The organism is Veillonella sp. T11011-6, from assembly GCF_002959755.1.
In the GTDB taxonomy this organism is placed as follows: domain Bacteria; phylum Bacillota; class Negativicutes; order Veillonellales; family Veillonellaceae; genus Veillonella.
On sequence record NZ_PPCW01000004.1, the window covers coordinates 383,144 to 405,252 of the forward strand.

Here is a 22,109-nt window from a genome sequence, read left to right on the forward strand (position 1 = left end):
TCCCTCAAGTATTTCGCCGTTCTTGAGGGAGTTTTTTTGTGCTAACAGTGAATTCTTATAATCCTTCAGCTACTTATAGTATACATTATTTTAGGATTTTGTCTATTATAAAACACCCAAGCAGAAAAGTTCTTGAGTGTTTATTTTGAGATGTATATAACTGATATATAAAACTAAATATAGAACTCGATTTTGTCTTCTTTTGCCAATTGGAATTGTTCGAAGATGTGGTTCCGTATATTAACAAAGTTCGGCGATGTACGGTCGGTTCTATCGATGATGTTTACAGGGATAATAGTTTGTACTCGACCTGGGTTTGCTGCTAGTACTACAACGCGGTCCGCTAGAACTACGGCTTCTTCAATGTCGTGGGTAACGAATACAACCGTCTTGCCTTCTTCACGGCAGATACGAGAGATTTCGTCTTGCAAGTTGATACGTGTTAGTGCATCAAGTGCGCCTAATGGTTCGTCCATGAAGATAATATCTGGATCAACAGCTAGTGCACGAGCGATGGATACACGTTGTTGCATGCCCCCAGATAGTTCTGCAGGATAGCGATTACGGGCATGGTCGAGACCTACCATCTTAACGTATTTATCGATAATAGCAGGACGTTCCTCTTTAGGTACCTTTTTACTTTCAAGGCCAAGCTCAATATTGCTTTCTACTGTACGCCATGGCAACAAGCCATAGTTTTGGAATACTGTTACATATCTGAGCTGAGGGGCTTTCACCTCTTCGCCGTCGATAGTAATAGAACCAGATGTAACGAGCTCAAAGCCTGCCATAGCATTTAATAGCGTACTTTTACCAGAACCAGAAGGACCTAAGAGGCAAATAAACTCGCCTTTTTCAATGTCTAAATTAATATCTTCAAGAATGGTGAGTGGTTCCCCATCTTTCATAAATTCCTTGTGTGCATTGCGCACCGAAATGTAACCCATGAGGCCACCTCCTATTTCTCAATACCCCAACGTTTGTAAATCCATTTTTCGATGAGGGATACGCCCCAATCGAGTAAAAGCCCAACGAAACCGATGGTCAAGATGGCTACCATCAATAGGTCGTTACGCAAGTTATTTCTCATATCGATGATGAGGAAGCCAAGACCTGTTTGGGAGCCTACCATTTCGCCTGTTACAAGGAAAATCCACGCCGTACCAAGGGCAATGTGAAGACCAGATGCGATGCCAGGGAATACGGCAGGCAACACGATTTTAAATAACAGTTCAGGCTGTTTAATGCCAAAGTTGCGCGCTACCTTGATGTACACAGGGTCAATATTTTGAATAGCAGACACGGTGGACAATAGTACCGGGAAGAATGCTGCGATAAAGATGATAACGATAGCTGGTGCTTGGCCGATACCGAAGAAGAGAACGATAAAGGGCAACCACGCCACAGGAGAAATTGGTCGAATGACTTGAACGATTGGATTGATGTAGTTCCAAATCCCCTTATACCACCCCAAGATAAGGCCGAAGAATACACCAGCCACAACAGAAATGATGTAACCAATGAAGAACCGTACTAAACTATCTGCAATATCCTTAAAGAGGACACCGTCTCCAATGAGTTCACCAAAGCCGACCAACACCTTATACGGCGTTGGCAATAGCGCTTCATTAAAACCGCCGAGGCAAACGATTAACTCCCAAATTAGCCAAGCTGCGATAAATGAACCTGGCACATATGTATATTTCTTCATGGTCCCCCTCCTATGGTAACAATGATTGATCTACAAACTCTGAATAGGCCGGCACTTTTTTGATTAAATCAATATGTGTCATGTGATGCACAAGCGCATTATAACGGTCCTCTGTAAGGGCTAAATCTTTAAACCCAATCACCTTGAGGGAACGTTCAATAACTGGGTCATTAAACTTCATGTACTTTAAGGAAATCTCTTCTTGTGCCTTTGGATGCTCATCTAGGTATTCACCTGCATCGAGATAGGCTTTTGTGAAAGCTTTTGCCAAGTCATGATGTTCATCGACGAATTGACCATTAAACACAAGAGCACAGCAAATATTATCATGCCAGAGATGGTCAGGATCTTCGAAGACCTTCCCAGTTCCCATTTCAATGGCTAGAGAGCCAAATGGTTCGGCAACACTATACCCAGCAATTTGTCCTACCGATAGAGCAGAAGGCATTTCTGGAGGGCTCATTTCTACGATTTGTACATCTTTTTCAGAAAGACCCGCTTCTTCAAGCATGCAATCCACGAGAATTTTTTGAGTAGATTGTTTATGAGGGATAGCAAAGGATTTGCCTTTTAAATCTTGAACGGAGTTAATATCCTTATTTACGATGATAATATTACCTTCTGTATGACCAAGAGCAGCAGCACGAACATCAATGCCTTGTTCACGAGCCTTTACACCAAGTTCAACAAGAACAGCTGCGGCATCTACCTTACCAGTATTTAACGCATCCATAAGCTCTGGCCAAGATCCATATTTAACAAGCTCTACATGTACAGGACCATCTGCCGTTTCCAACTCTTTTGTAGCAAATACTGGCAATGCATGAGTAATTGGTAAATAGGCTACGCGTACAGTCTTTAATTCTTGTGCCGTCTTTGGTTTATGGTGTTCATAATAACCATATGCTATGCAGCCAATAACCAAGAGAACCACTCCGATGATTAGATACCAGGTCTTCTTCATAACTTCCCCTCTTTCTACCTCACAACAAGGGGCGTTTTTGACACATGTCATTTTTCGCACTTTTCTAAAACCTAGATGAAATCTGGCTTTAGAATACCTCGTCTTCTAAACTTATTTATACCCTACTATAACAATATGTATTAATTCTGTCAATAAAACACAGTAATATTGTAGGTATTATTATTTAGGCGCGAAAAGTATCAATATAGGCACTCTACTACACATATAACAATAAGCATAGTAGCTACTAGCTAATAGCAAAACAAACAAAAGATACGCACGAAATACAAAACAGGTAGTATCCATCGGATACTACCTGTTTTTATATGCGTCTATTCACACATTGTATTAAGTTATTTCATATATATTTAGTTATACTCTATATATTTACTGATATTGCATATGTATATATTTACTGATATTGCATATGTATATATTTACTTGAACAAAGTCTTTTTATTTAATACATATACCTCGGATGTACCTGCTTCGCTAGATTCAGATACATTTGGATAAATAGAAGATTGACGGAAGTGCTTAATCTCTCCTTTTGGAACGATTAACATCACAGGTTTACCAGATGCGATAATCTTGTTAAACTCCTCTTCGTCAACTTGTTCCATAAGATATTTCTTGGACCATTCAGCACTGCGCTTTTTCAATTTATCCCGATCGTCCCAGCGACTTTCATCACCGTTAATCTTAATAATCTTATGACCTGTATAGTATACAGCAGCTGTACTATACCCGTTGTAGTAATAGATATCACCATCATAAGAGTCTACAACAGGCACTACATCAATATTACTACGCTGTTTTACAAATGGTTCTAAACCTTCCACAACAACGATGGAGGAAATAACCATAGTACCTAGGACAATAATACTAACAAGGCGATACCCTTTTTTCGTATACCATGCGTGGAATAAAAGGAGTACGGCTACAGCCACCACAACATAGAGCAAGAAATAGAAGCCCCACGGTGCGAAGAATGAGCCCGCAACGTAAGCGATCCATAAGAGTAATGTAGGCCCCATAATAACCCATTTTATAGCTCTCGATTTACCTTTACGTATAATCTTCATAACGCCCATAGCACCAATAGCACTAAATGGAACTAAGCTGACGAATGTATATAAAGGATATTTTGTAGCCATTAAGGTATAGAATAAAAGAATGCCTACACCCCAAGTTAAATTATAAATAAACCCAGTATGTCGTTGTTTAAAGCCATCGATGATACCGTAAATAACGGCACCAGTCCACGGCATAGATGCACCTAGGAAGATTGCGATGTAATACCACCATACATTATCTTCAGGATGTTCAGATTGAGTGGCCCGTGTTACATTGTGAAGCCCTAAGAAGCCATTGATGAAATCCTGACCATGAACGCTGTACATATACACATACCACGGCAAGCAGACTACACAAAAAGCAAGGATACCACGCCAGTCAAAGATGGCTTTCACCATTGACCAAGAGCGATTGATACCGGCAAAGACGAGCAAAATCATACCTGGCAAAACAAGTGCCACAGGCCCCTTTGTGAGCACCCCGAGGGCCGCAAAGATATAGGCCACAATCATAGCATGTGGTTTCTGCTCCACCATACCCTTATAGGAATAAATCATGACCATGATCGTCGTATACAATAGCACCATGTCCGTAATGACGCCATGGGCTACGGTCCAGAACATGAGGGATGTACCAAGTACAGCGGCCCCAATTAAGCCAAGAGCCCACTTACCACTCATAGTGCGCGTCGATTGATACATGGTCGCCACAGACAACGCGCCAAAGATAGCACTTGGTAAACGAACTACCCAATCGGCGATACCAAAGACTTTAAATCCAAGAGCGATGAGCCAATAAATCATAATCGGTTTATCGTACCAATAGGTACCGTAAATTTGAGGCGACAACCAATCCCCAGAGAGAACCATTTCTTTAGCAGTTAATACATAGTTGGATTCAACAGGATCGGTAACAGGCAACATATTATTGCCAAACAAATAAAAAACGAGCCATACAATAAATACGACTGGCGTTAATCGTGAAAGTTTCATAAGGGGCCTCCTTATCGGCGATTGCGATAGTATTTAAAGCCCAACACAGCAGCTATAACAACGAATACAACAATCATAACAACTAGGAACTCATGATTGTATTGGATTAGATCCTTCCAGTTTTCCCCAAGCACTTTGCCTAAGTAAACGAGAAGGATTGTCCAAGGAATCGTACCTAGTACAGTCCAAATGACAAAATGCCACATAGGATAGCGAGCCATACCAGCTGGGAAAGAAATGAATGTACGAACACCTGGCAACAAACGGCCAAAGAATACCGCAGCACCACCATATTTATTAAACATCTTTTCAGCTAGCTCAAATTTATGTTCATTAAAGAATATGTATTTACCGTATTTCAAAAGGAGCGGACGTCCGCCGTACTCACCCATCCAGTAGGATAAAATAGAGCCCACAATCCCTGCTAAAATACCTACAACCATAGTCGTATGCAAATCAAATATACCTTGAGCGATCAGATACCCTGCAAAGCCAAGAACGATTTCACTAGGAATAGGAATGTTAGCATTTTCCAGAACCATTGCAATAAACATGGCTGCATAGCCATACGTTTCCATGAACGAAATAATATATTCCACTGTTTTACCCCTTTTAAATTCCCATATGGGTTCCACATGTACAAAATTTTGCACATAGCATTTTCATTGTTATCATACCTATTCGGTATACCTTATATTTTACCATAATAAAAAGGCCCTCACCACAGGTGAAAGCCTTTTTACTATTTAACTGTATACGATTATTGCAATTCAGTAGTTTGAGTTGTTACTTCACGAGCCGTAGTAAATGCAGCTAGTTCTGCATCACCAGAACCAAGGATTACTTTGTTAGCTACTAGCGCGTTAGCCGCTGTTTTAGCATCTTGTAAAGTAATTCCAGCACGAGGAGCACTAATTGTGACTGATGTGCTTTTACCACCGACCGTAGAAAATGTAAGATATACAACGCGTTTTTCCGCCATGTGGGCGCCTCCTTTCACGTTTCATAAACAAGTTCTCAAATCTAGATAGAACGAGGCAATCGTTGGAATTATATAGTTCCTCTAAGATCAAATATGTCTATCTACGATTCATATCAATAAGGATGGGAATGTGTGGACTTGCGATTTCTATACCTTGTTACGACTATTTATAGGTATATAAAATCAGCAATAAGGATGTGTTTGGATCACCTACAAAAGTAATTTAATCATCTTGATTAATGTCCTAAGGATACTTCATTGACGCGGACCACGTCGGACAAGCTGTGGTCATACAAGGCTGCCAGCGCATTACCAACGGTTTTCACATTATCGTCGGACGCTTCTTCTGCAACACGAGTATAGGTTACGTCTTTGTACTTCGGCGCATCTTCGGTGCCGATGTTAAAGCGCAATACCAATTTTGTGCGTTTAATGTTAGCCATCGTATCACCTCCTTTCACCCTCTTATATTCCTGAGGTTCCCTCTCGACAACCCCCTCTAGAATAATTACGGTAATCATTGTGAAAGTCTGGGAACTACGGCTCTAACTCTGTACTTATGGCGGTAACTACATACTTCTTATAGCAGCTATATAGATTCAAAACTAACTACATATATTTCATTAACCTTATAGCAGTATTAAAGCAATAAGGTTAAATAAATACAAAAAGACCTTTACTATTCCTAGATATATAACTAGGAACCGTAAAGGTCTATAAACACTATAAAGCACCATTAGCAATAGTACTGGTATGTTAAAACGCTTAAGTTCAACACTATTCGGTTTTCAAGGCTAACATGAAGTCATAGGCTTTAACAGCTGCTTCTGTATCCACAAAGTGTAACGGATTTAACATGCGACAGAATTTAAAGAGATATTCGTGTTTACGTAAAACATCTTTCACATGTAATACAGTATCTCGAGCCGTACGAGCAGAGCTATAACCATTCATCATGGCATATAGGTAAGAAATCGGCAAATTATCTTCACGCAAGTAGCTGTGAACGAAGATCAGCAAATCCCAACCTTGCGCTGTTAATTCAGGCCAACGACGGCCATTTTCCCAATCTAACAAAGTAATCTTATCTGTATCAGGATCATAGGTAATATCTCTCATGGCAGGGCGCCCATGAGATAAACCATAGTCATGAAGTTGTCCCAATGTTTTACCAAAACTATAGAAGATATGAGTCACCATATCTTGTAAACTATCATCATCAGGATGTTGCGCCGGCAATTCACTATAATAGGTTAATGTTTTACCAGACCCTTCTGTAACGAAATAATGCTCTCTAAAACCAGCAATTACAGGCGCTACAGGTAGCTGTGTATTTATAAAGGATATTTTATAGAACTCATAATCAAAGGCAGCTCTAGGAGATGGTTTAATCCAACTGGAGCGGCGATTACTGATATCTTGCTTTACATAATAGGTTTTATCGTTAAACTCTACAGGAAAAACACGATGGTCTTTCTCTTGATCAATCATGCGATCGATATATTCTAATAACATATCATTCATTACGGCCTCCCCTTGTATAACACTCTACAACACTAATACTCCCATTTATACAGAATCTAAATTATTGAATACAAAACTCTCCATCTAGGCTAAGTAAGTGCACTCATTACACATGCCTCATATTTGTTCATATCCATTCTTATTCAAATAGATTATATATCTCTATAATTAATTAAAAGTAACAACACATTAGCTGTTACTCATATAAGTGTATACAATTAATGTATTTATTATACTACAATTATGACCTGATATCAAAAGAAAAACCCCCTAGCCAAAGCTAGGGGGTTCTTCTGGTAATTATGATAATAGGTTTAGATTTAAGACAGTACGAGGACCAACTGAGGTCATGTCTAAATCAAACGAATTAACCAACGAATTTAGTCACTGCTGCAGTATCAGTTAAGTGACGTTTAGGCATGCCCATTTCTTCAGGGGAGATGCCAAGAGCAAGACCCACTAATTGGGACATGTGCAAGATTGGCATATCTTTGCCACCGCCAACAACTTCTTTTGCTTCTTTTTGGAACATATCAAGTTGCATTTGGCAAAGTGGGCAAGGAGTTACTACGCAATCTGCGCCTTCTGTAGCTGCATCTTTGTTGATGGAGCCAGTCATTTGCATTACGGAATCATGTGCAGGGTATACAGCATGGAAACCGCAGCAATCAAGTTTACGGGAGAAGTCGATTGGTGTAGCACCGATAGCAGAGATCAAATCTGCTAAGGATGTAGGCATTTGATAATCTTCGAAGCCCAATTCAGTTTGAGGACGAAGAATATGGCAACCATAGTATTCAGCTACACGTAAACCAGTTAAAGGTTTAACAACTTTAGCTTTCAATTTATCCAAACCGTAATCGCGGATCAATACCCATAAGAAATGAGTAATATCAGTTGTACCGCGGTATTGTTTACCGATTTGAGCTAATTTTTTGTTAACTTCGTTCTTTTCTTTTTCGTTGTTATCAAGCTCGTTTTTAGCTTCACGAAGCATCAAAGTACAAGTGTTACATACAGTTAAAAGGTTCAAACCTTTTTCTTCTGCCAATGCAATGTTACGAGCATTTGTAGCAAGTGTAATTTCTGGAGCGATGTCTTGAACGTGGGACGCGCCGCAGCAAGTCCAACCGTCAAGTTCTTCCAACTCGATGCCTAATTTTTTAGCTACAGCAACTGTTGCTAAGTAGTCTTCTTTGGCAGCGCTTTCAAGAACGCAACCTGGGAAAAATGCGTATTTCATTATTTGCTTACCTCCTCAGCTGCTTTCATAAGTCTGCGAACACCATCAATACCATTTACAGGTTTTTGAGGTACTACAAGTTCGAATGGATTGATTTTGCTGTGTTTCCACAAACGTAAAGCATAGAATGCTTGTTTAGCGGAATCTACAACACCATCAGATTTCAAGCTCATAGAAACTTCTTTCAAGCGACCAGTTTTGTAAAGGTCCTCTTTGAAAGCAACTGCATGGCGAACGCCTTTGCTGTTAGTAAGACCAGCTTTTGTAGCTTCTTTACGCAAGTTGGAAATATCTTGAGCAGGTTTTAAGTGTTTAGGACAACGGGAGATACAGTTCATGCAGTGAACACATTTCCAAAGACCGTTGTCGAATGCAGGTTGAATGTGAGCCATAGGTGCATCATCACGGCTATCCAATACGAAACGGTTAGCTTTTGTGAATACATATGGTTCTAAGAAGTCATCTTGACGTGCAGTCAATTTGTTACATTCAGATGCGCAGCAACCACAAAGGATACATTCTGTACCAGCAACGAATTTTTTGAAGTCAGCTGGAGTTTGGCGAACGATTTTGTCACCTTCGTTGAATTCTGCTTTAAGGAAGATCCAAGGAGCAACTGTTTTCAAACGATCAACTTTTGCTTCCCAGTCAACAACTAAGTCACGGATAACGCGGAAGTTGCCGATAGGTGCAATTGTCAATTCATCAGTACCATAACGTTCTGTTAATTCGTCGATTTTAGCTTCGCAACCAAGCATTGCTTCGCCATTTACGCGAATGGAGCAAGCGCCGCAAACTGCGGAACGGCAAGCTGCCAAGAATGTTAAAGTTGGATCTTGAGTATCTTTAATTTTTTGAAGGCCCCAAAGAATTGTACGGTCAGCTTCATAGTCGAATTTGAAAGTCTGTACAAACGCGCGACCTTGTTGGTAACGGTGAATATGGTAGGTGATTTGTCTCATCTTAGTACTTCCTTTCTTGTGGTTCGTATTTAGTGAACACTACGTCGCGTTCAGTCAATTCGTACTCGCCGTTAGCACCCAATTTGATCAAAGAGTGTTTTAAGTATCTTTCATCATTACGTTTTGGATGGTCTTCACGGATATGAGCACCACGGGATTCACGACGGTGTAAAGCGCCCATAGCAATAGCTTTAGCTACTGTTAACATGGAACCGATTTCACAATAGTTTACGAATGCCATGTTGTAAGTACGTTCAGGGTCACCTACATAACAAGTTTTGTAATCTTCCATCAATTGGTCGATTTCTTTTAATGCTTCAGTAATACCTTCTTCATTACGGAAGATACCTACTTTGTTCCACATTGCATCAGCCAATGCATCGCGGATTTCAACTACTGGACGGCCACCTTCACGAGTCGTTACTTCAGTGAATTTTTCTTCCCAGTGTTTAGCAGCTGCAGCTAATTCTGCATCTACGTTAACTTGTTCATGTGTTTCAGCATAGTCAGCTGCACCAGCACCGGATACTTTACCGAATACTACGCCGTCTGCCAAGGAGTTACCACCTAAACGGTTAGCACCGTGGATGGAGATACAAGAAGCTTCGCCGGAGGAGAACAAACCAGGCAATTCACATGCACAAGTTTTGTAATCTACTACGTCGATACCGCCCATTGTATAGTGACATGTAGGACGAATAGGTACTGGTTGAGTCAATGGATCGCAATGTTCGAAGCACATAGCCAAGTCACGGATACCATGAAGTTTTTCGATGATAACTTCAGGTCCTAAGTGACGAAGGTCAGCTACTACGTATGCGTTAAGACCAGAACCGAAACCACGACCTGCAGCGATTTCATCTTCGATTGCTTTCGCTACAACGTCACGGGATGCTAATTCCATTTTGTTAGGCGCATATTTTTTCATGAAACGTTCGCCTTCAGCGTTAAGAAGGTAACCACCTTCACCACGAACCGCTTCGGACATCAAGATACCAGTACGACCAAGACCAGTTGGATGGAATTGGATCATTTCCATATCTTTCAATGCATTACCAGCGCGGAACGCTGCTGCCATACCATCGCCTGTGGAAAGGAATGGGTTAGTAGTACGAGTCCAGAAGATACGGCCTGCACCACCAGTAGACAAGATAATAGCTTTTGCTTTAATTTGTTCTACACGACCTTCTTTCATGTTCCAAACTACAGCGCCACCAACGTGACCTTCTGCAGATTTAACAAGATCTAAAAGGTACCATTCTTGTAAGAAGTGTACGCCTTCTTTCAAGCATTGTTCGTAAGTTGTGTGCAAAATAACGTGACCAGTTTTATCCGCAGAGTAGCAAGTACGTGGATAGGATTGACCACCGAAGTTACGTTGCGCAATTTTGTTTTCTTGAGTACGGGAGAATGGAGCACCCATGTGGTCCATTTCAAGTACGCCTTCTGGACAACGAGAGCAGAAGAATTCGATCGCATCTTGGTCGCCAAGATAGTCAGAACCTTTTACTGTGTCGAAAGTATGTGTTTCGATTGTGTCTTCAGCTGCAACGTTGTTCAAACATGCATTTACACCGCCTTGCGCCATTGCTGTTGCAGAGCGAGTTGGGAAAATTTTAGTAATAAGAGCTACATTTAAGCCTTTGCGACGACCAACTTCAAGAGCCGCGCGTTGACCAGCGCCACCGCTACCTACTACTAGAACATCAAACTGTTCCATAATGACCTCCTCATAACTACCTATTAATAAGAAAACTTGTTAGACTATCTCATTTCAAAAACTTATAAAAATTTTTGATAACCTAATCATTTTTCTTTCAAGAAAAGCCCCATACTTATGCGACTTTTCTTATAGCTTTACATATAATTATAGAGAGCATTTTGTATGATGTCTAAACCCTATTATGCATAATTAATTTCGATTAATCTAACTGATAATTTATTTCACTTAGTATTTTTCTTGTTTACTTATGAACATTTAAAATAGATTTATGAATATTTCATACAGGAAGTTAAGGATATTACGAAAGTAATTCGGTTCCGAAATTTTTGTATATTTTTATTTCCGTTAGACCCTTAACAAGTCTTATTAATACTGACTTTATAAGATTACCAAACTGTTCATAATAATTAATATCCGTTAAATTCCTACTAAAACTACCTAGATTTTAATCATCGAAAATCATCAAATTTCTACGGCTATTATTGGTATTTAACTCTCTGATAATTATTATCATAAGTTTTTTTAGTGATTTCTTTCACACTCGCTAAAATTGGCAAAATCCTGTTCATCTATGCGCATACGGCAATCTTCGATATAGTTCATCTTCATTCATTAGCAGAATTCATTAAGTTTCAAGTTTTTTCGTTTTTAAGCTCTCAAAACATGAAGAACAGGCTTATAAACTCGCATATACATTCATCTTTTGCTCATTCCTGTTGTATAAGGTATGATAATAGATAAATAAGTTATATAATATTATATATATAGTCAACTCTATATGGTGTTGTGGCTTTCACCAACATGAAAGCATATATATATAATGACTATATTAATGTAGTTGGAGAGCTATATTTTTAACTCATACATAAGGAGAACAGAGAATGAAAATTTTACTTGTAGAAGACGAAGAAATGCTGAATGGCATTACGGCCAAATATTTGCGTGCAGAGAATATGACAGTTGACACATGCTTCAATGGTCAACAAGCTATTGATTATGTAAATACATCCAGCTATGACGTTATCGTTATGGATATTATGATGCCAGTTCTTGACGGCATTAGCGCTCTTGCACAAATGCGTAACGACGGCAATACAACACCTGTATTGCTTTTAACTGCAAAAGATTCCTTACAAGATAAAGTTACAGGCCTCAACACAGGCGCTGACGATTACCTTGTAAAACCTTTCGATCTTGAAGAATTAACAGCTCGTATTTATGCATTGGCTCGTCGTAATGCGCGCCATGCACAAAATGATATCCACGTAGGTCCGCTTACAATCAATGTGCCACAACGTACCGTTAAACGCGATGGTGAAACAATCACATTGACTGCTAAAGAATTCGACCTCTTATTCTATTTAGCAAGTAACGAAAACATCGTATTATCCCGTCAACAAATCCTTGACCATGTTTGGGAATACGACTATGAAAGCTACTCTAATCTTATCGATGTATACATCAAAGATTTACGTAAAAAGATCGATACTGACGAGAATGTAAAACTCATTCAAACAGTTCGTGGAGTAGGGTATGTCCTCAAAACAGAAAACTAATGATCCTCACCGAGATCTAGACACCATGTCTGGGGCAGCTACCGATTTATTTAATCGGCTGCCCCTCACTTTTAAAATTATGTCTTGGTATACCATCTTTTTGCTCATCATTTTGATGGTTGCCTCTGCATGGATTTATGCATATACGCACGAGTCCGATAATAAAGAAGTACGTGAGCGCTTGCAGCAGCAAGCAATGATTATGGCTACGGATATTCGCAAATTTAAACCGTACCAAGATAATACATTCTTCTTTGTTTCCACCCAAGACGGCTATATTATTAAAGGCGCCTTACCAGACGGCTTCCCAAACCAAACAGTCCTTTCCCTAGGACAGGTTGGAGAAATTGCTGTTGGTGACGACACATTCTATTACTACGATACGCCGGTTAACGAACCAAACTATCGTGGTATTTTGCGTGCTGTTACAAAGGTAAAAACAGCCTCTAAAAAGACAGAAAACCTATTATATAGTTTATTATTAGGTGATGTTATCTTCTTGTTGATTTCATCACTAGGTGGTTATCTATTCATCAAAAAAGGCCTCAAGCCGGTCCGAACCTTAACGAAAACAGCTAAGGTTATCGGTAAGAACAATGACTTGAGCCGCCGTATTGATATTCCTGCTCGTACTGCGCGCGATGAAATATATGAGCTTACCACCACATTCAACCGCATGATTTCAGGTCTGGAAGACTCCTCTAATCGGGAGAAACAGTTTAGTTCTGACGTATCTCATGAGTTGCGTACACCAATTGCTGTTATCAAAGCAGAAAGTGAATTCGCTTTAAAATACGGCCGTACAGAGGACGATTTGCGAGAAGGCTTAACACATATCTTAGAACAAGCCAAGTTTATGACTAACCTCGTAAGTCAATTGCTCGATGTAGCACGTCTAGAGAATGCGCATGAACTCAACTTAGCACCTGTAGATGTATCATTGATGTTAACCAATATGGTTCATGACTATACACGACTCGTTGCAGAGAATACAGAAAAAAAGATTTCTATCACATCCAATATTCAACCGCATATGAGTATCGTTGCCCATGAGGTATCCTTACGTCGTGCCATTACAAACTTGGTGGACAATGCTATCAAGTTTACGAATTCCACCATCGACATTTCAGCCAAGCTTGCCGGCGGTGAACTCATTATTACAGTAACAGATAACGGCATCGGTATCGAGCCAGAAAACCTTGAGCATATTTGGGATCGCATGTACCAAACAGAGCAATCTCGAAACAAGAAATCAAATCACGGTATTGGACTTGGCTTATACTTTGTAAATAAGGTAATTAACTTGCACCATGGCACAGTAACAGCCGCAAGCGAGCCACAAGTAAGAACTACATTTACAGTACGATTGCCGTACAACAGAACAGAAGAATAAACTAAAGGGACTGACCAACGGGTCAGTCCCTTTTATTATGAAGCGCTTAATTATTTAGCATTTAATTGTTTAGCCTATGAATTGTTGCCATAGTGGCATATACACATATTCGAGGAAGGTCCATACAACGAGCCCTGCAATAGCACCAACAATGGCACCATTGATACGGATCCAGCTGAGGTCATCCTCTACCTTAGATTCGATGAAGTAGATGAACTTCTCTGTGCTAAGGCCGCCCAAAACTTGGCGTATGATGGTTTCAATAAGGTCATAGCCCTGTTCAAGCACATATATACCAATATTGTGTAATGTATCTTCTATACGATTTCTCAAATCTTCGGATTGACCGTATACAGCCCACAATTCAAGGGCAATATTTACGAGGACTTGTGCTGGTGTTTCTCCATTTTCATCCCCTACAAGTAATAGTTCCTCTACATACGGGCATAAATGGTTCTCAATGACAGATTCCCAATCTTGTTCGCGAATCCAGCGTTCCCACGCTTCATCAAGAGCGTCACAAACCTCGCGGTTTTCTTCTATATGGCGAATTGGGTCTACCCATTGGCGAAGCCATGCAGTCCGTTCAGGACTATTTGGTCGCTTCCAATTTTCAAGCATAGCATAAGCCTCTTGAACAATAGCTTGCGCTATTTCTTTGTAGTTCACCACATCCGTAGCTTCAGACATGGAGATGAGGAAATCAGACCAGAAGCCCTTTCTCTTTTTCTTATGCGCCTCTTCTGCAACAACCGCTGTAAGCCATGTAACCATAGCTGGATGGTTAATACGTTCTTGAATTACGTTCAATACCTGTACAACCATGCCTTCATAGCGATTATGTTCACATAAGTCGAGCAATACGTGTTTCAAAACCGGTACAAGAGAATGTTTTTGAAGCAATCCACGAATGCGTTTTGCCCCCCATTGTGCCCATTCCTCGTTCGTTTGAGACTTCCATAAGAGATGTAACCCTTGATGGATTACAAGGCGCGCTGCCCGTTGCCCTTCTGGAGATAGCAAGAATTTCTCAAACAATGGTACAAATTGAACATTGCTCAATAACACTTTACACCGTTCCTTCGTGAGCATCTTTGTCTCAACGAGCTTGATAACACCGTTGATAAGGCGATCCTTATTACGAGGAATTAATGCTGTATGATACGGGAAACCTAGTGGCTTACGGAATAAAGCAGTTACGGCAAACCAGTCTGCCACACTGCCGATAAGTGCGGACTGCACAGCCCAATAAAGAGGCTGATACCAACTTTCACGACCATAGAAAAATTGACCTATGAATACAAAACAGTACAATACAGCAGTCAAACCAAGAATGCCATTAGCACGCTGCCGTAAGGTGAGGGATTTCAAATACTGAATCATTTGAGCACCCCCTCTACCAAAAGGTATAAACCGTAGAATATACCGCCTAAAACAGCCCCTACGAGGGATCCATTGATACGAACCATTTGAAGGTCATAGTACATCTTGCCTCGTACAATTTGGGTGATTTCATCAGGGGAATATCGAGATAACTCTTGCCCTACCACCTTATCGATGAGAGGGTTTAATTTTTGTAACCACGGAATGCTGCGTAACAAGAAAAATCGTTCAAACGGTGCTTGCTTGTCTGGGTTCAGCAAAATCTCTGTACCGAGCACGTTAAAGCGGCCGATAACGATGTCCATGAGACGTTTCCAGTCCACAGTATCACCGTCGATGAGCTTGCCTTCCCATTCTTCGAGAACCATCTTAATCCATTGATCTTTATGCTCTTCGATGAAAGCTTGCCACTCTGCATTCGTTTCCAAATTATTGAAGAAGCGAATGGCTTGGCCCCATATGTAACGGCCTAAATCAGAGTCGATGGACTCATTATCCTTAAGGAATTGAACAGCCTTTTTCTGTACCGTTTCTACCAATCGTTCTGGTGAAAGCCCATCACCACCAAAGGCAATAGCCAATTCACGGAAGAAGGAATCCTTCGTATAGGTTTTCATAATGTCTAACATTACGCGGTACAAGTACGGATATACCTGATTCGATGCTATGACGCGCTGACAAGTACGGTTAAAATATAGCCAGAAAATGCTCGCCGTATGGCGTTCTAACATACAGCGGCCAAACAAGATAACGAGCGGTGTCGCCTTCCAGTTTGTCACGCCTTTGTATATGGCTTTATTGATTTCCTGACGCATAGGTTCAATGTCCATATGAGACAAGACCTGATTGCCTACGCCATACAAAATATCACGCATTTGGTCTTGTCCTACATCACTCATGCCATATTCAATAATGCGGACCATAACCCGTTCTTTTTTGATGGCATAGTACATTTGAGGCACGCGCAATAGTTCTTCACTGAGCATGGTGCGCCCCATTTGTATAAGACGTTCCTTACTGCGTGGTAAGATAGCAGTCTTAAAAGGTATCCCCAACGGTTTTGTAAAGAGCGCCGTCACCGCATACCAATCCGCCAAGCCACCGATCATAGCGGCCCCAGATACATGCATGATAAATGCCCAAAACATATCTTGCCGTTGTGGATATGAAATTAAAAATATAATCGCCATGACAACCAATAGGGTGGTTGCCACTGGTTTAGTTTTCATCATCACTTGATCCTAACTTACTAAATTACGTATACAGACTCTCCCCATATAACGTAGTGACCATAGAGGCCACGAACTTTCACGTACTACAACAACTTGTGAAAGTATATTTAATATGTGTATCAATCATCTGCTAGAGCATCCGATTAACACTTCAGTTAAAATGTGCATTCATCGCCTTCTTTTTGAGGTTCCCATACAGGGACATCGCCAAAGAGAGCTTTAAAATACACAGATGGTGTCCATAGTGGTCCATTTAGATGCATCGGAATAAAAGCTTTTTTCACCTCTACACGGCGCAAAAACTCAATGGCGCCCCACTCCATAGCATCTTCCAAACGATTATCTACAGGGAACATCGCTACATCGACAGATAAACCATCCAATTCTTTGAATTCACGCCACGCCATGCGCTTTGCATCAGCATTATTCTCTGGCGTGTCACCAAGCCAATGCCACCAATTGAGGTCACCGGCGTGGAAGATAGAATCAGAATCGATGTTAGCAGTATTTGTCTTTACGTAGAAAGAACCGCCTTCATCGGTACTACCATACATATGAATGCCTACATCATCTAATGTAGCATCATGACCTGGACGCATGGTAATGCATTTCTTTACCTTGCCTTCTAAGGGCACATCTTGATGGCAAATGTAGCGTGTTTGAGGACCATCAAACTCTGTAATGGATGGATTAAAATGATCCGCATGAACATGGCTTACAAAGAACCAAAGCTCACGACCACGCTTTGCTAATTGCCAAACAATATTGTTAGGATCTTTATAATAATCAAACACATAGCAACGCTTACCGTCGTCTACAAGAAAGCCGCTATGCGCTAAAAAAGTAACATTTATCATTATTATCAATACCTCTCATTTATTGAGAATTTATATCATTCGTATTGTTTATTATACCATATTTTTCTTAATACATGGCATAAACAAAAGACCTTTTATACTTCGTACAAAGAGCTCTATAAAACACATATGTTTAATCGTAATAGGGCAGAAATGCCGCTGCCGCTTCTTACATGCGGCCAGCGGCTTTCATATAATCAATATATTGGTTCCCCCATATTTCAAGAGATGCAAGAACAGTTTTGAATCCAGCTCCGACTTCCGTAAGGCTATATTCAACCTTTGGTGGAATGGTGCCGTATACTTCACGGTGTACAAGGCCATCATCTTCTAATTGGCGTAACGCTCTAGTAAGTGTTGCTTGTGTAATTGGGTATAAGCGGCGCTCTAACTCACGGAAGCGCACAGGACCTTCAGATAATTCGTGCATGATCAATAAAGACCATTTGCCGGCTAATAACTTTTGGCTCGTTGCATAGGGACAGCGGCCCACTAAATCATGAACATTTACGAGTTGCTCTGCCATGGTGATTCTCCTTTTCGCTCTAATATAATTCAAATGTTATCACATATTTTTACTATTTCAAGCATTTTATGGTATCTTTTTTTAGGGTACAAAACTTTTTGAATTTTTTTTTATTTAGTAATCATCACAATTCTATCATTTTTGATAGTACCTATCACAAATGATTCTACTGTTCAAAATAGATGCACCTCTATATAATGATGTCATCAGATGAACATATATTCACTAATCATATGTTAGAGTAGTAGCAAATGATTAGTTCTAAACAACTTTGCCTAGGCCATAGGCCATCAAGCTTAGAATTAATTGTTTGGCACTTTACATAAAAAGGAGAATCAACATGAACATTTTAGTGATCGGTGCAAATGGTAAAGCAGGTCGTCGTATTGTAGAAAAAGCCCTTAAAGCGGGTCATCAAGTAACAGGCGTTGTTCGCCGTGAAGGTGCGATTAAAGGTATTCCAACTATCGTAAAAGACGCATTGCAATTAACAAAACAAGAACTAAGTCAATTTGATGTAGTAGTAAACGCTACAAGTGCTTTCACACCAGATATGTATCATTTACCAGCAGATTTGACATTATTGCTCGTGAAAGCATTAGCTAACACAAATACACGCCTCATCGCTATAGGTGGTGCAGGTAGCCTCTATGTAGACGAAGATCACACAGTTCAACTAAATGATACACCAGAGTTTCCTCCAGAATTTCTAGTTCGTTCCAAAACCCATGGTAAATCTGACGATATCTTGCGTAAATTTAGCAATGTAGACTGGACAATGTTTACCCCACCACCAATCTTAGATGCAGAAGGTCCAGAATCTAATGACTATATATTAGGTAATGAAAATGTTATCGTAAACAGAGAAGGCAAGCCTTATATCTCTTATGATACATTCGCACAAATTCTAGTAGACGAAATCAACAACCACAAATTTGGTCGTCAACGCTTTACAGCGGTGCAAAACTAACTACACAGATACAAAACATATCCTAGAAAATTTAGTTTTCTAGGCACATAAACATCTTCCATTACTGTATACGCAAAAGAACCGCTAGTTACAAAACTAGCGGTTCTTTTCTTTACCATACTAAGGACACTACTAAACGAACTCTTTTAAGAAGCAAGAGATATTATAAATCAATGTCACTTATTCCCTAAAATTTAGTCGTCTGCCAAAATCATAATAATGTTTCAATAAAAGATTCCATTTCCATCGGTTTTACAACAGGCTCAAAGCGCCCTACCACATTACCTTTACGATCTATAACAAACTTAGTAAAGTTCCACTTTACCTCATCGTCCTTTAAATAGTTAGGATCAATGCCATTGAGATAGTCTGTAAGCATTTCTGTCTTATCACTAGGTGGGAACCCTTTAAATGGTTGCTCTTTAATCATATATTTGAATAAATCCAAGGCACTTTCATCACGCACATCAGATTTACCCATCACAGTAAAAGTAACCCCATAATTTACCTTGCAAAAGGATTGAATTTCGGTATTAGAACCAGGCTCTTCCTCGCCAAACTGGTTGGAAGGGACCGCAATAATTTCTAAACCTTGTTCGTTGTATTTCTTATAAAGAGCCTCTAACCCCTCATATTGGTGAGTAAATCCACACTTACTTGCCGTATTAACAACAATAAGAACTTTGCCTTCAAAATTTTGTAGCGATTGCAATTCACCAGACTTATTAGGCAGAGAAAATTGATATACAGACATAGTAACTCCTAACTTTCACAATAAAACTAATATTATATTAATAATGTTTTTACATCGTAATTAAATTTAGCTGTAGTCTCAGCCGCAGTTTTTTGCCACTCTGTAGGTGCTGTACCGTCTTTCTCAAGGAAGAATCCAGAGTCAAGATAGCGAATGATGATGTAGTTGGAATCTTTTTGATCAAAGCCATTACCACGACTGAAGTCAATGCCATGACCTGTATTGCGCGTTACAATGGCTTCCAATAATGGCAACGTAATAGCATTCAACGTGATTTTCATATCAGGAGAATCAAAGATTTTTTTAAGGAATGAACTAGGTTTTTCTTCCTTATAGACTAATAATTTGCTAATTGTACCATTAGAGGCACATACTACGCGACGGATTTCATTAATAGGAATATCTACCTTACCATTTGAGATAACACCATTTTTAATGGTAATTTCTCGTTTACCCATAATAGAATAATCCAATGGTAATTGAAGGGTATCTAGGTTTGCAGGGAAGTCCGCTGTCAATTTATGGCGAGCAAAGGCCGCAATGATTGCTTTTGTTTCACGAATGTTGTGACCAGCATTAGACCCTTTACGGTCAGTATCTAAATCTTGACCTTCAATATTTTTCCAATTATGGTCTCTAAACATAATCGTATAGTTAGAATTTGAATTTAGATATCTTGTAAGATATAGCTCATTTACGTCATCAAAATCAATGTCAGTTATCACCTGACCATTTGCATCTTTGCAAAGTACACCATTATAACTAACCGTCAATGTACGATCAGTATCTTCAAAAACAACAGGATTTGCGTCGAATACAGAAATCATAGCCCTCTCCTTTTCACGACTCCAAACACAATGATACTTGTATGTATCAAGTGCATTTACGTAATACATTGATTAAGCACATTAATCAACTTTATTTAACCTAATCATACACCTTCTATATAGATTTATACAAACAAAAAAGCTGATCCCGAAGAATCAGCTTTTTCTATTTCATTGAAATGTTTCAAATGAAGTTGTAGTTGAAATTAGATGCTTTCAACAGCAGCGATAGCTGCAACGTCTACAACGTCTTGAGCGGAGCAACCACGAGAAAGGTCATGAACTGGTTTAGCCAAGCCTTGAATCAATGGACCAAGAGCATCAGCACCGGAGAAGCGTTGTACCAATTTGTAACCGATGTTAGCAGCTTGAAGATCAGGGAAGATCAAGATGTTAGCTTTACCAGCTACGTTGGAGCCAGGAGCTTTCTTTTCTGCTACGGAAGGAACGATGGAAGCGTCCAATTGCAATTCGCCGTCGAATTTGAAGTCAACATTGCGTTCTTTCAAGATGTTAACAGCTTCTACTACTTTGTCTACTTCTGGAGTGGAAGCGGAACCTTTAGTGGAGAAGGACAACATGGATACGCGAGGGTCAGTCATGCCAACAACTTTGCGAGCTTTTTCTACAGTGGATTCTGCGATATCAGCCAATTGTTCGCTAGTTGGGTTAGGCAATACGCCGCAGTCGGAGAATACGAGCATACCGTCGTCGCCATATTCTTTTTTGCTTGTGAACATGAACATGGAAGAAGATACAGTTTTAAGACCTGGTTTTGTACCAACAACTTGTAATGCTGCGCGCAATACGTTTGCAGTTGGGCAACCGGAACCAGCAACCATACCATCTACTGCGCCAAGGCGAACGAGCATAGCGCCGAAGAATAAGCAGTCACCTTTCATAGTTGCGTCAGCTTTTTCAGGAGTCATACCTTTTTTAGCGCGCAATTCTACGAATGTATCAACCATTTCTTGGTAACGATCGTAGTTAGCTGGATCGATGATTTCAGCACCTTCGATGGATACGCCAACAGCTTTAGCAGCTTCAGCGATTTCTGCAGGGTTACCAACGAGTACAGGTGTTACGAAACCTTCTTTCAAAATGATTTCAGTTGCTTTCAATACGCGTTCATCTTTGTATTCTGGCAACACGATTTTTTTACCTAATGGTTTTACTTGGTCTTTTAATTTTTGAATTAAATCCACGATTTTTGCCTCCTTAACATTGGCTTATGCCATATCAATACTATTATTATAGCAAATTCAACCTATAGGTAAAAGTACAATTTATTTTCTAAGCCTATTATTCTAATTTTTATACTATCATTTTGATAATGGTGAAAGTTGGAATCTATTCCAACTTTTCGCTTTTTTCATCATTAATTTGGATTTCGTTCTAACTTTCACAAATTTTTATAGTAAATTTGGATTTCA

The 22,109-nt window shown here is 39.9% G+C and carries 21 protein-coding genes; 3 read left to right on the top strand and 18 right to left on the bottom strand.

Translation table 11 applies throughout. The features are described 5' to 3' along the window. Window positions 1-173 precede the first annotated feature (173 nt). The 11 genes from VRHSUH10_RS06405 to VRHSUH10_RS06455 form a co-directional block, all read right to left on the bottom strand. A complete protein-coding gene (locus VRHSUH10_RS06405) occupies window positions 174-947 on the bottom strand; it encodes an ABC transporter ATP-binding protein (protein ID WP_105089874.1) in 774 nt (257 codons plus the stop codon). A gap of 11 nt (window positions 948-958) precedes the next feature. Further along, a complete protein-coding gene (locus VRHSUH10_RS06410) occupies window positions 959-1,711 on the bottom strand; it encodes an ABC transporter permease (protein ID WP_005381247.1) in 753 nt (250 codons plus the stop codon). A gap of 10 nt (window positions 1,712-1,721) precedes the next feature. Further along, window positions 1,722-2,675 (bottom strand): ABC transporter substrate-binding protein, encoded by a 954-nt coding sequence (locus VRHSUH10_RS06415; RefSeq protein ID WP_105089875.1) that lies wholly within the window; start codon window positions 2,673-2,675, stop codon window positions 1,722-1,724. A gap of 437 nt (window positions 2,676-3,112) precedes the next feature. After that, a complete protein-coding gene (locus VRHSUH10_RS06420; protein WP_105089876.1) occupies window positions 3,113-4,744 on the bottom strand; it encodes a glycosyltransferase family 39 protein in 1,632 nt (543 codons plus the stop codon). Window positions 4,745-4,755: 11 nt separating this feature from the next. Continuing rightward, a complete protein-coding gene (locus VRHSUH10_RS06425; protein WP_105089877.1) occupies window positions 4,756-5,343 on the bottom strand; it encodes a DedA family protein in 588 nt (195 codons plus the stop codon). A gap of 161 nt (window positions 5,344-5,504) precedes the next feature. Continuing rightward, window positions 5,505-5,726, bottom strand: a complete 222-nt coding sequence (locus VRHSUH10_RS06430; protein WP_009352278.1) for a DUF2922 domain-containing protein — start codon at window positions 5,724-5,726, stop codon at window positions 5,505-5,507. 236 nt (window positions 5,727-5,962) lie between these two features. Beyond that, window positions 5,963-6,169 (bottom strand): DUF1659 domain-containing protein, encoded by a 207-nt coding sequence (locus VRHSUH10_RS06435; protein WP_009352393.1) that lies wholly within the window; start codon window positions 6,167-6,169, stop codon window positions 5,963-5,965. A gap of 334 nt (window positions 6,170-6,503) precedes the next feature. Further along, on the bottom strand, window positions 6,504-7,250 hold the full coding sequence (locus VRHSUH10_RS06440) for a hypothetical protein (protein ID WP_105089878.1): 747 nt from the start codon (window positions 7,248-7,250) through the stop codon (window positions 6,504-6,506). A gap of 367 nt (window positions 7,251-7,617) precedes the next feature. Next, a complete protein-coding gene (locus VRHSUH10_RS06445; protein WP_005385098.1) occupies window positions 7,618-8,493 on the bottom strand; it encodes a CoB--CoM heterodisulfide reductase iron-sulfur subunit B family protein in 876 nt (291 codons plus the stop codon). After that, entirely contained in the window at window positions 8,493-9,455 is a 963-nt protein-coding gene (locus VRHSUH10_RS06450; protein WP_060919145.1) for a succinate dehydrogenase/fumarate reductase iron-sulfur subunit, read from the bottom strand. Before VRHSUH10_RS06450 ends, VRHSUH10_RS06445 begins: the two co-directional genes overlap by 1 nt. A gap of 1 nt (window position 9,456) precedes the next feature. Continuing rightward, window positions 9,457-11,175 carry an FAD-binding protein gene (locus VRHSUH10_RS06455; RefSeq protein ID WP_105089879.1) on the bottom strand — a complete coding sequence of 573 codons (1,719 nt, stop codon included), beginning with the start codon at window positions 11,173-11,175 and terminating at the stop codon, window positions 9,457-9,459. 884 nt (window positions 11,176-12,059) lie between these two features. On the opposite strand from VRHSUH10_RS06455, the gene VRHSUH10_RS06460 reads away from it, so the two are divergent. Further along, a complete protein-coding gene (locus VRHSUH10_RS06460; protein ID WP_005385087.1) occupies window positions 12,060-12,734 on the top strand; it encodes a response regulator transcription factor in 675 nt (224 codons plus the stop codon). Then, window positions 12,712-14,127 carry a HAMP domain-containing sensor histidine kinase gene (locus VRHSUH10_RS06465; protein WP_199176269.1) on the top strand — a complete coding sequence of 472 codons (1,416 nt, stop codon included), beginning with the start codon at window positions 12,712-12,714 and terminating at the stop codon, window positions 14,125-14,127. Before VRHSUH10_RS06460 ends, VRHSUH10_RS06465 begins: the two co-directional genes overlap by 23 nt. A 69-nt stretch (window positions 14,128-14,196) precedes the next feature. On the opposite strand, the gene VRHSUH10_RS06470 is transcribed toward VRHSUH10_RS06465, so the two are convergent. The 4 genes from VRHSUH10_RS06470 to VRHSUH10_RS06485 all read right to left on the bottom strand — a co-directional run bounded on the left by VRHSUH10_RS06470 (window position 14,197) and on the right by VRHSUH10_RS06485 (window position 18,125). After that, entirely contained in the window at window positions 14,197-15,510 is a 1,314-nt protein-coding gene (locus VRHSUH10_RS06470; RefSeq protein WP_105089880.1) for a DUF445 domain-containing protein, read from the bottom strand. Continuing rightward, a complete protein-coding gene (locus VRHSUH10_RS06475; RefSeq protein WP_105089881.1) occupies window positions 15,507-16,742 on the bottom strand; it encodes a DUF445 family protein in 1,236 nt (411 codons plus the stop codon). The genes VRHSUH10_RS06470 and VRHSUH10_RS06475 overlap by 4 nt, the downstream gene beginning before the upstream one ends. 155 nt (window positions 16,743-16,897) lie before the next feature. After that, window positions 16,898-17,599 (bottom strand): MBL fold metallo-hydrolase, encoded by a 702-nt coding sequence (locus VRHSUH10_RS06480; protein ID WP_105089882.1) that lies wholly within the window; start codon window positions 17,597-17,599, stop codon window positions 16,898-16,900. A 169-nt stretch (window positions 17,600-17,768) separates the two neighbouring features. Beyond that, a complete protein-coding gene (locus tag VRHSUH10_RS06485) occupies window positions 17,769-18,125 on the bottom strand; it encodes a helix-turn-helix domain-containing protein (protein ID WP_105089883.1) in 357 nt (118 codons plus the stop codon). A gap of 340 nt (window positions 18,126-18,465) precedes the next feature. On the opposite strand from VRHSUH10_RS06485, the gene VRHSUH10_RS06490 reads away from it, so the two are divergent. Next, window positions 18,466-19,095: an NAD(P)-dependent oxidoreductase gene (locus tag VRHSUH10_RS06490; protein ID WP_105089884.1), complete on the top strand. Its 630-nt coding sequence runs from the start codon at window positions 18,466-18,468 to the stop codon at window positions 19,093-19,095. Between the two features lie 211 nt (window positions 19,096-19,306). Here VRHSUH10_RS06490 and VRHSUH10_RS06495 read toward each other — a convergent pair whose 3' ends face one another. The 3 genes from VRHSUH10_RS06495 to pta form a co-directional block, all read right to left on the bottom strand. Beyond that, on the bottom strand, window positions 19,307-19,849 hold the full coding sequence (locus tag VRHSUH10_RS06495) for a glutathione peroxidase (RefSeq protein ID WP_105089885.1): 543 nt from the start codon (window positions 19,847-19,849) through the stop codon (window positions 19,307-19,309). 32 nt (window positions 19,850-19,881) lie between these two features. Beyond that, a complete protein-coding gene (locus tag VRHSUH10_RS06500) occupies window positions 19,882-20,676 on the bottom strand; it encodes a hypothetical protein (protein WP_105089886.1) in 795 nt (264 codons plus the stop codon). 206 nt (window positions 20,677-20,882) lie between these two features. Then, window positions 20,883-21,881, bottom strand: coding sequence for a phosphate acetyltransferase (pta, locus tag VRHSUH10_RS06505; RefSeq protein WP_105089887.1), 999 nt, complete (start codon window positions 21,879-21,881; stop codon window positions 20,883-20,885). Between the last annotated feature and the right edge of the window lie 228 nt (window positions 21,882-22,109).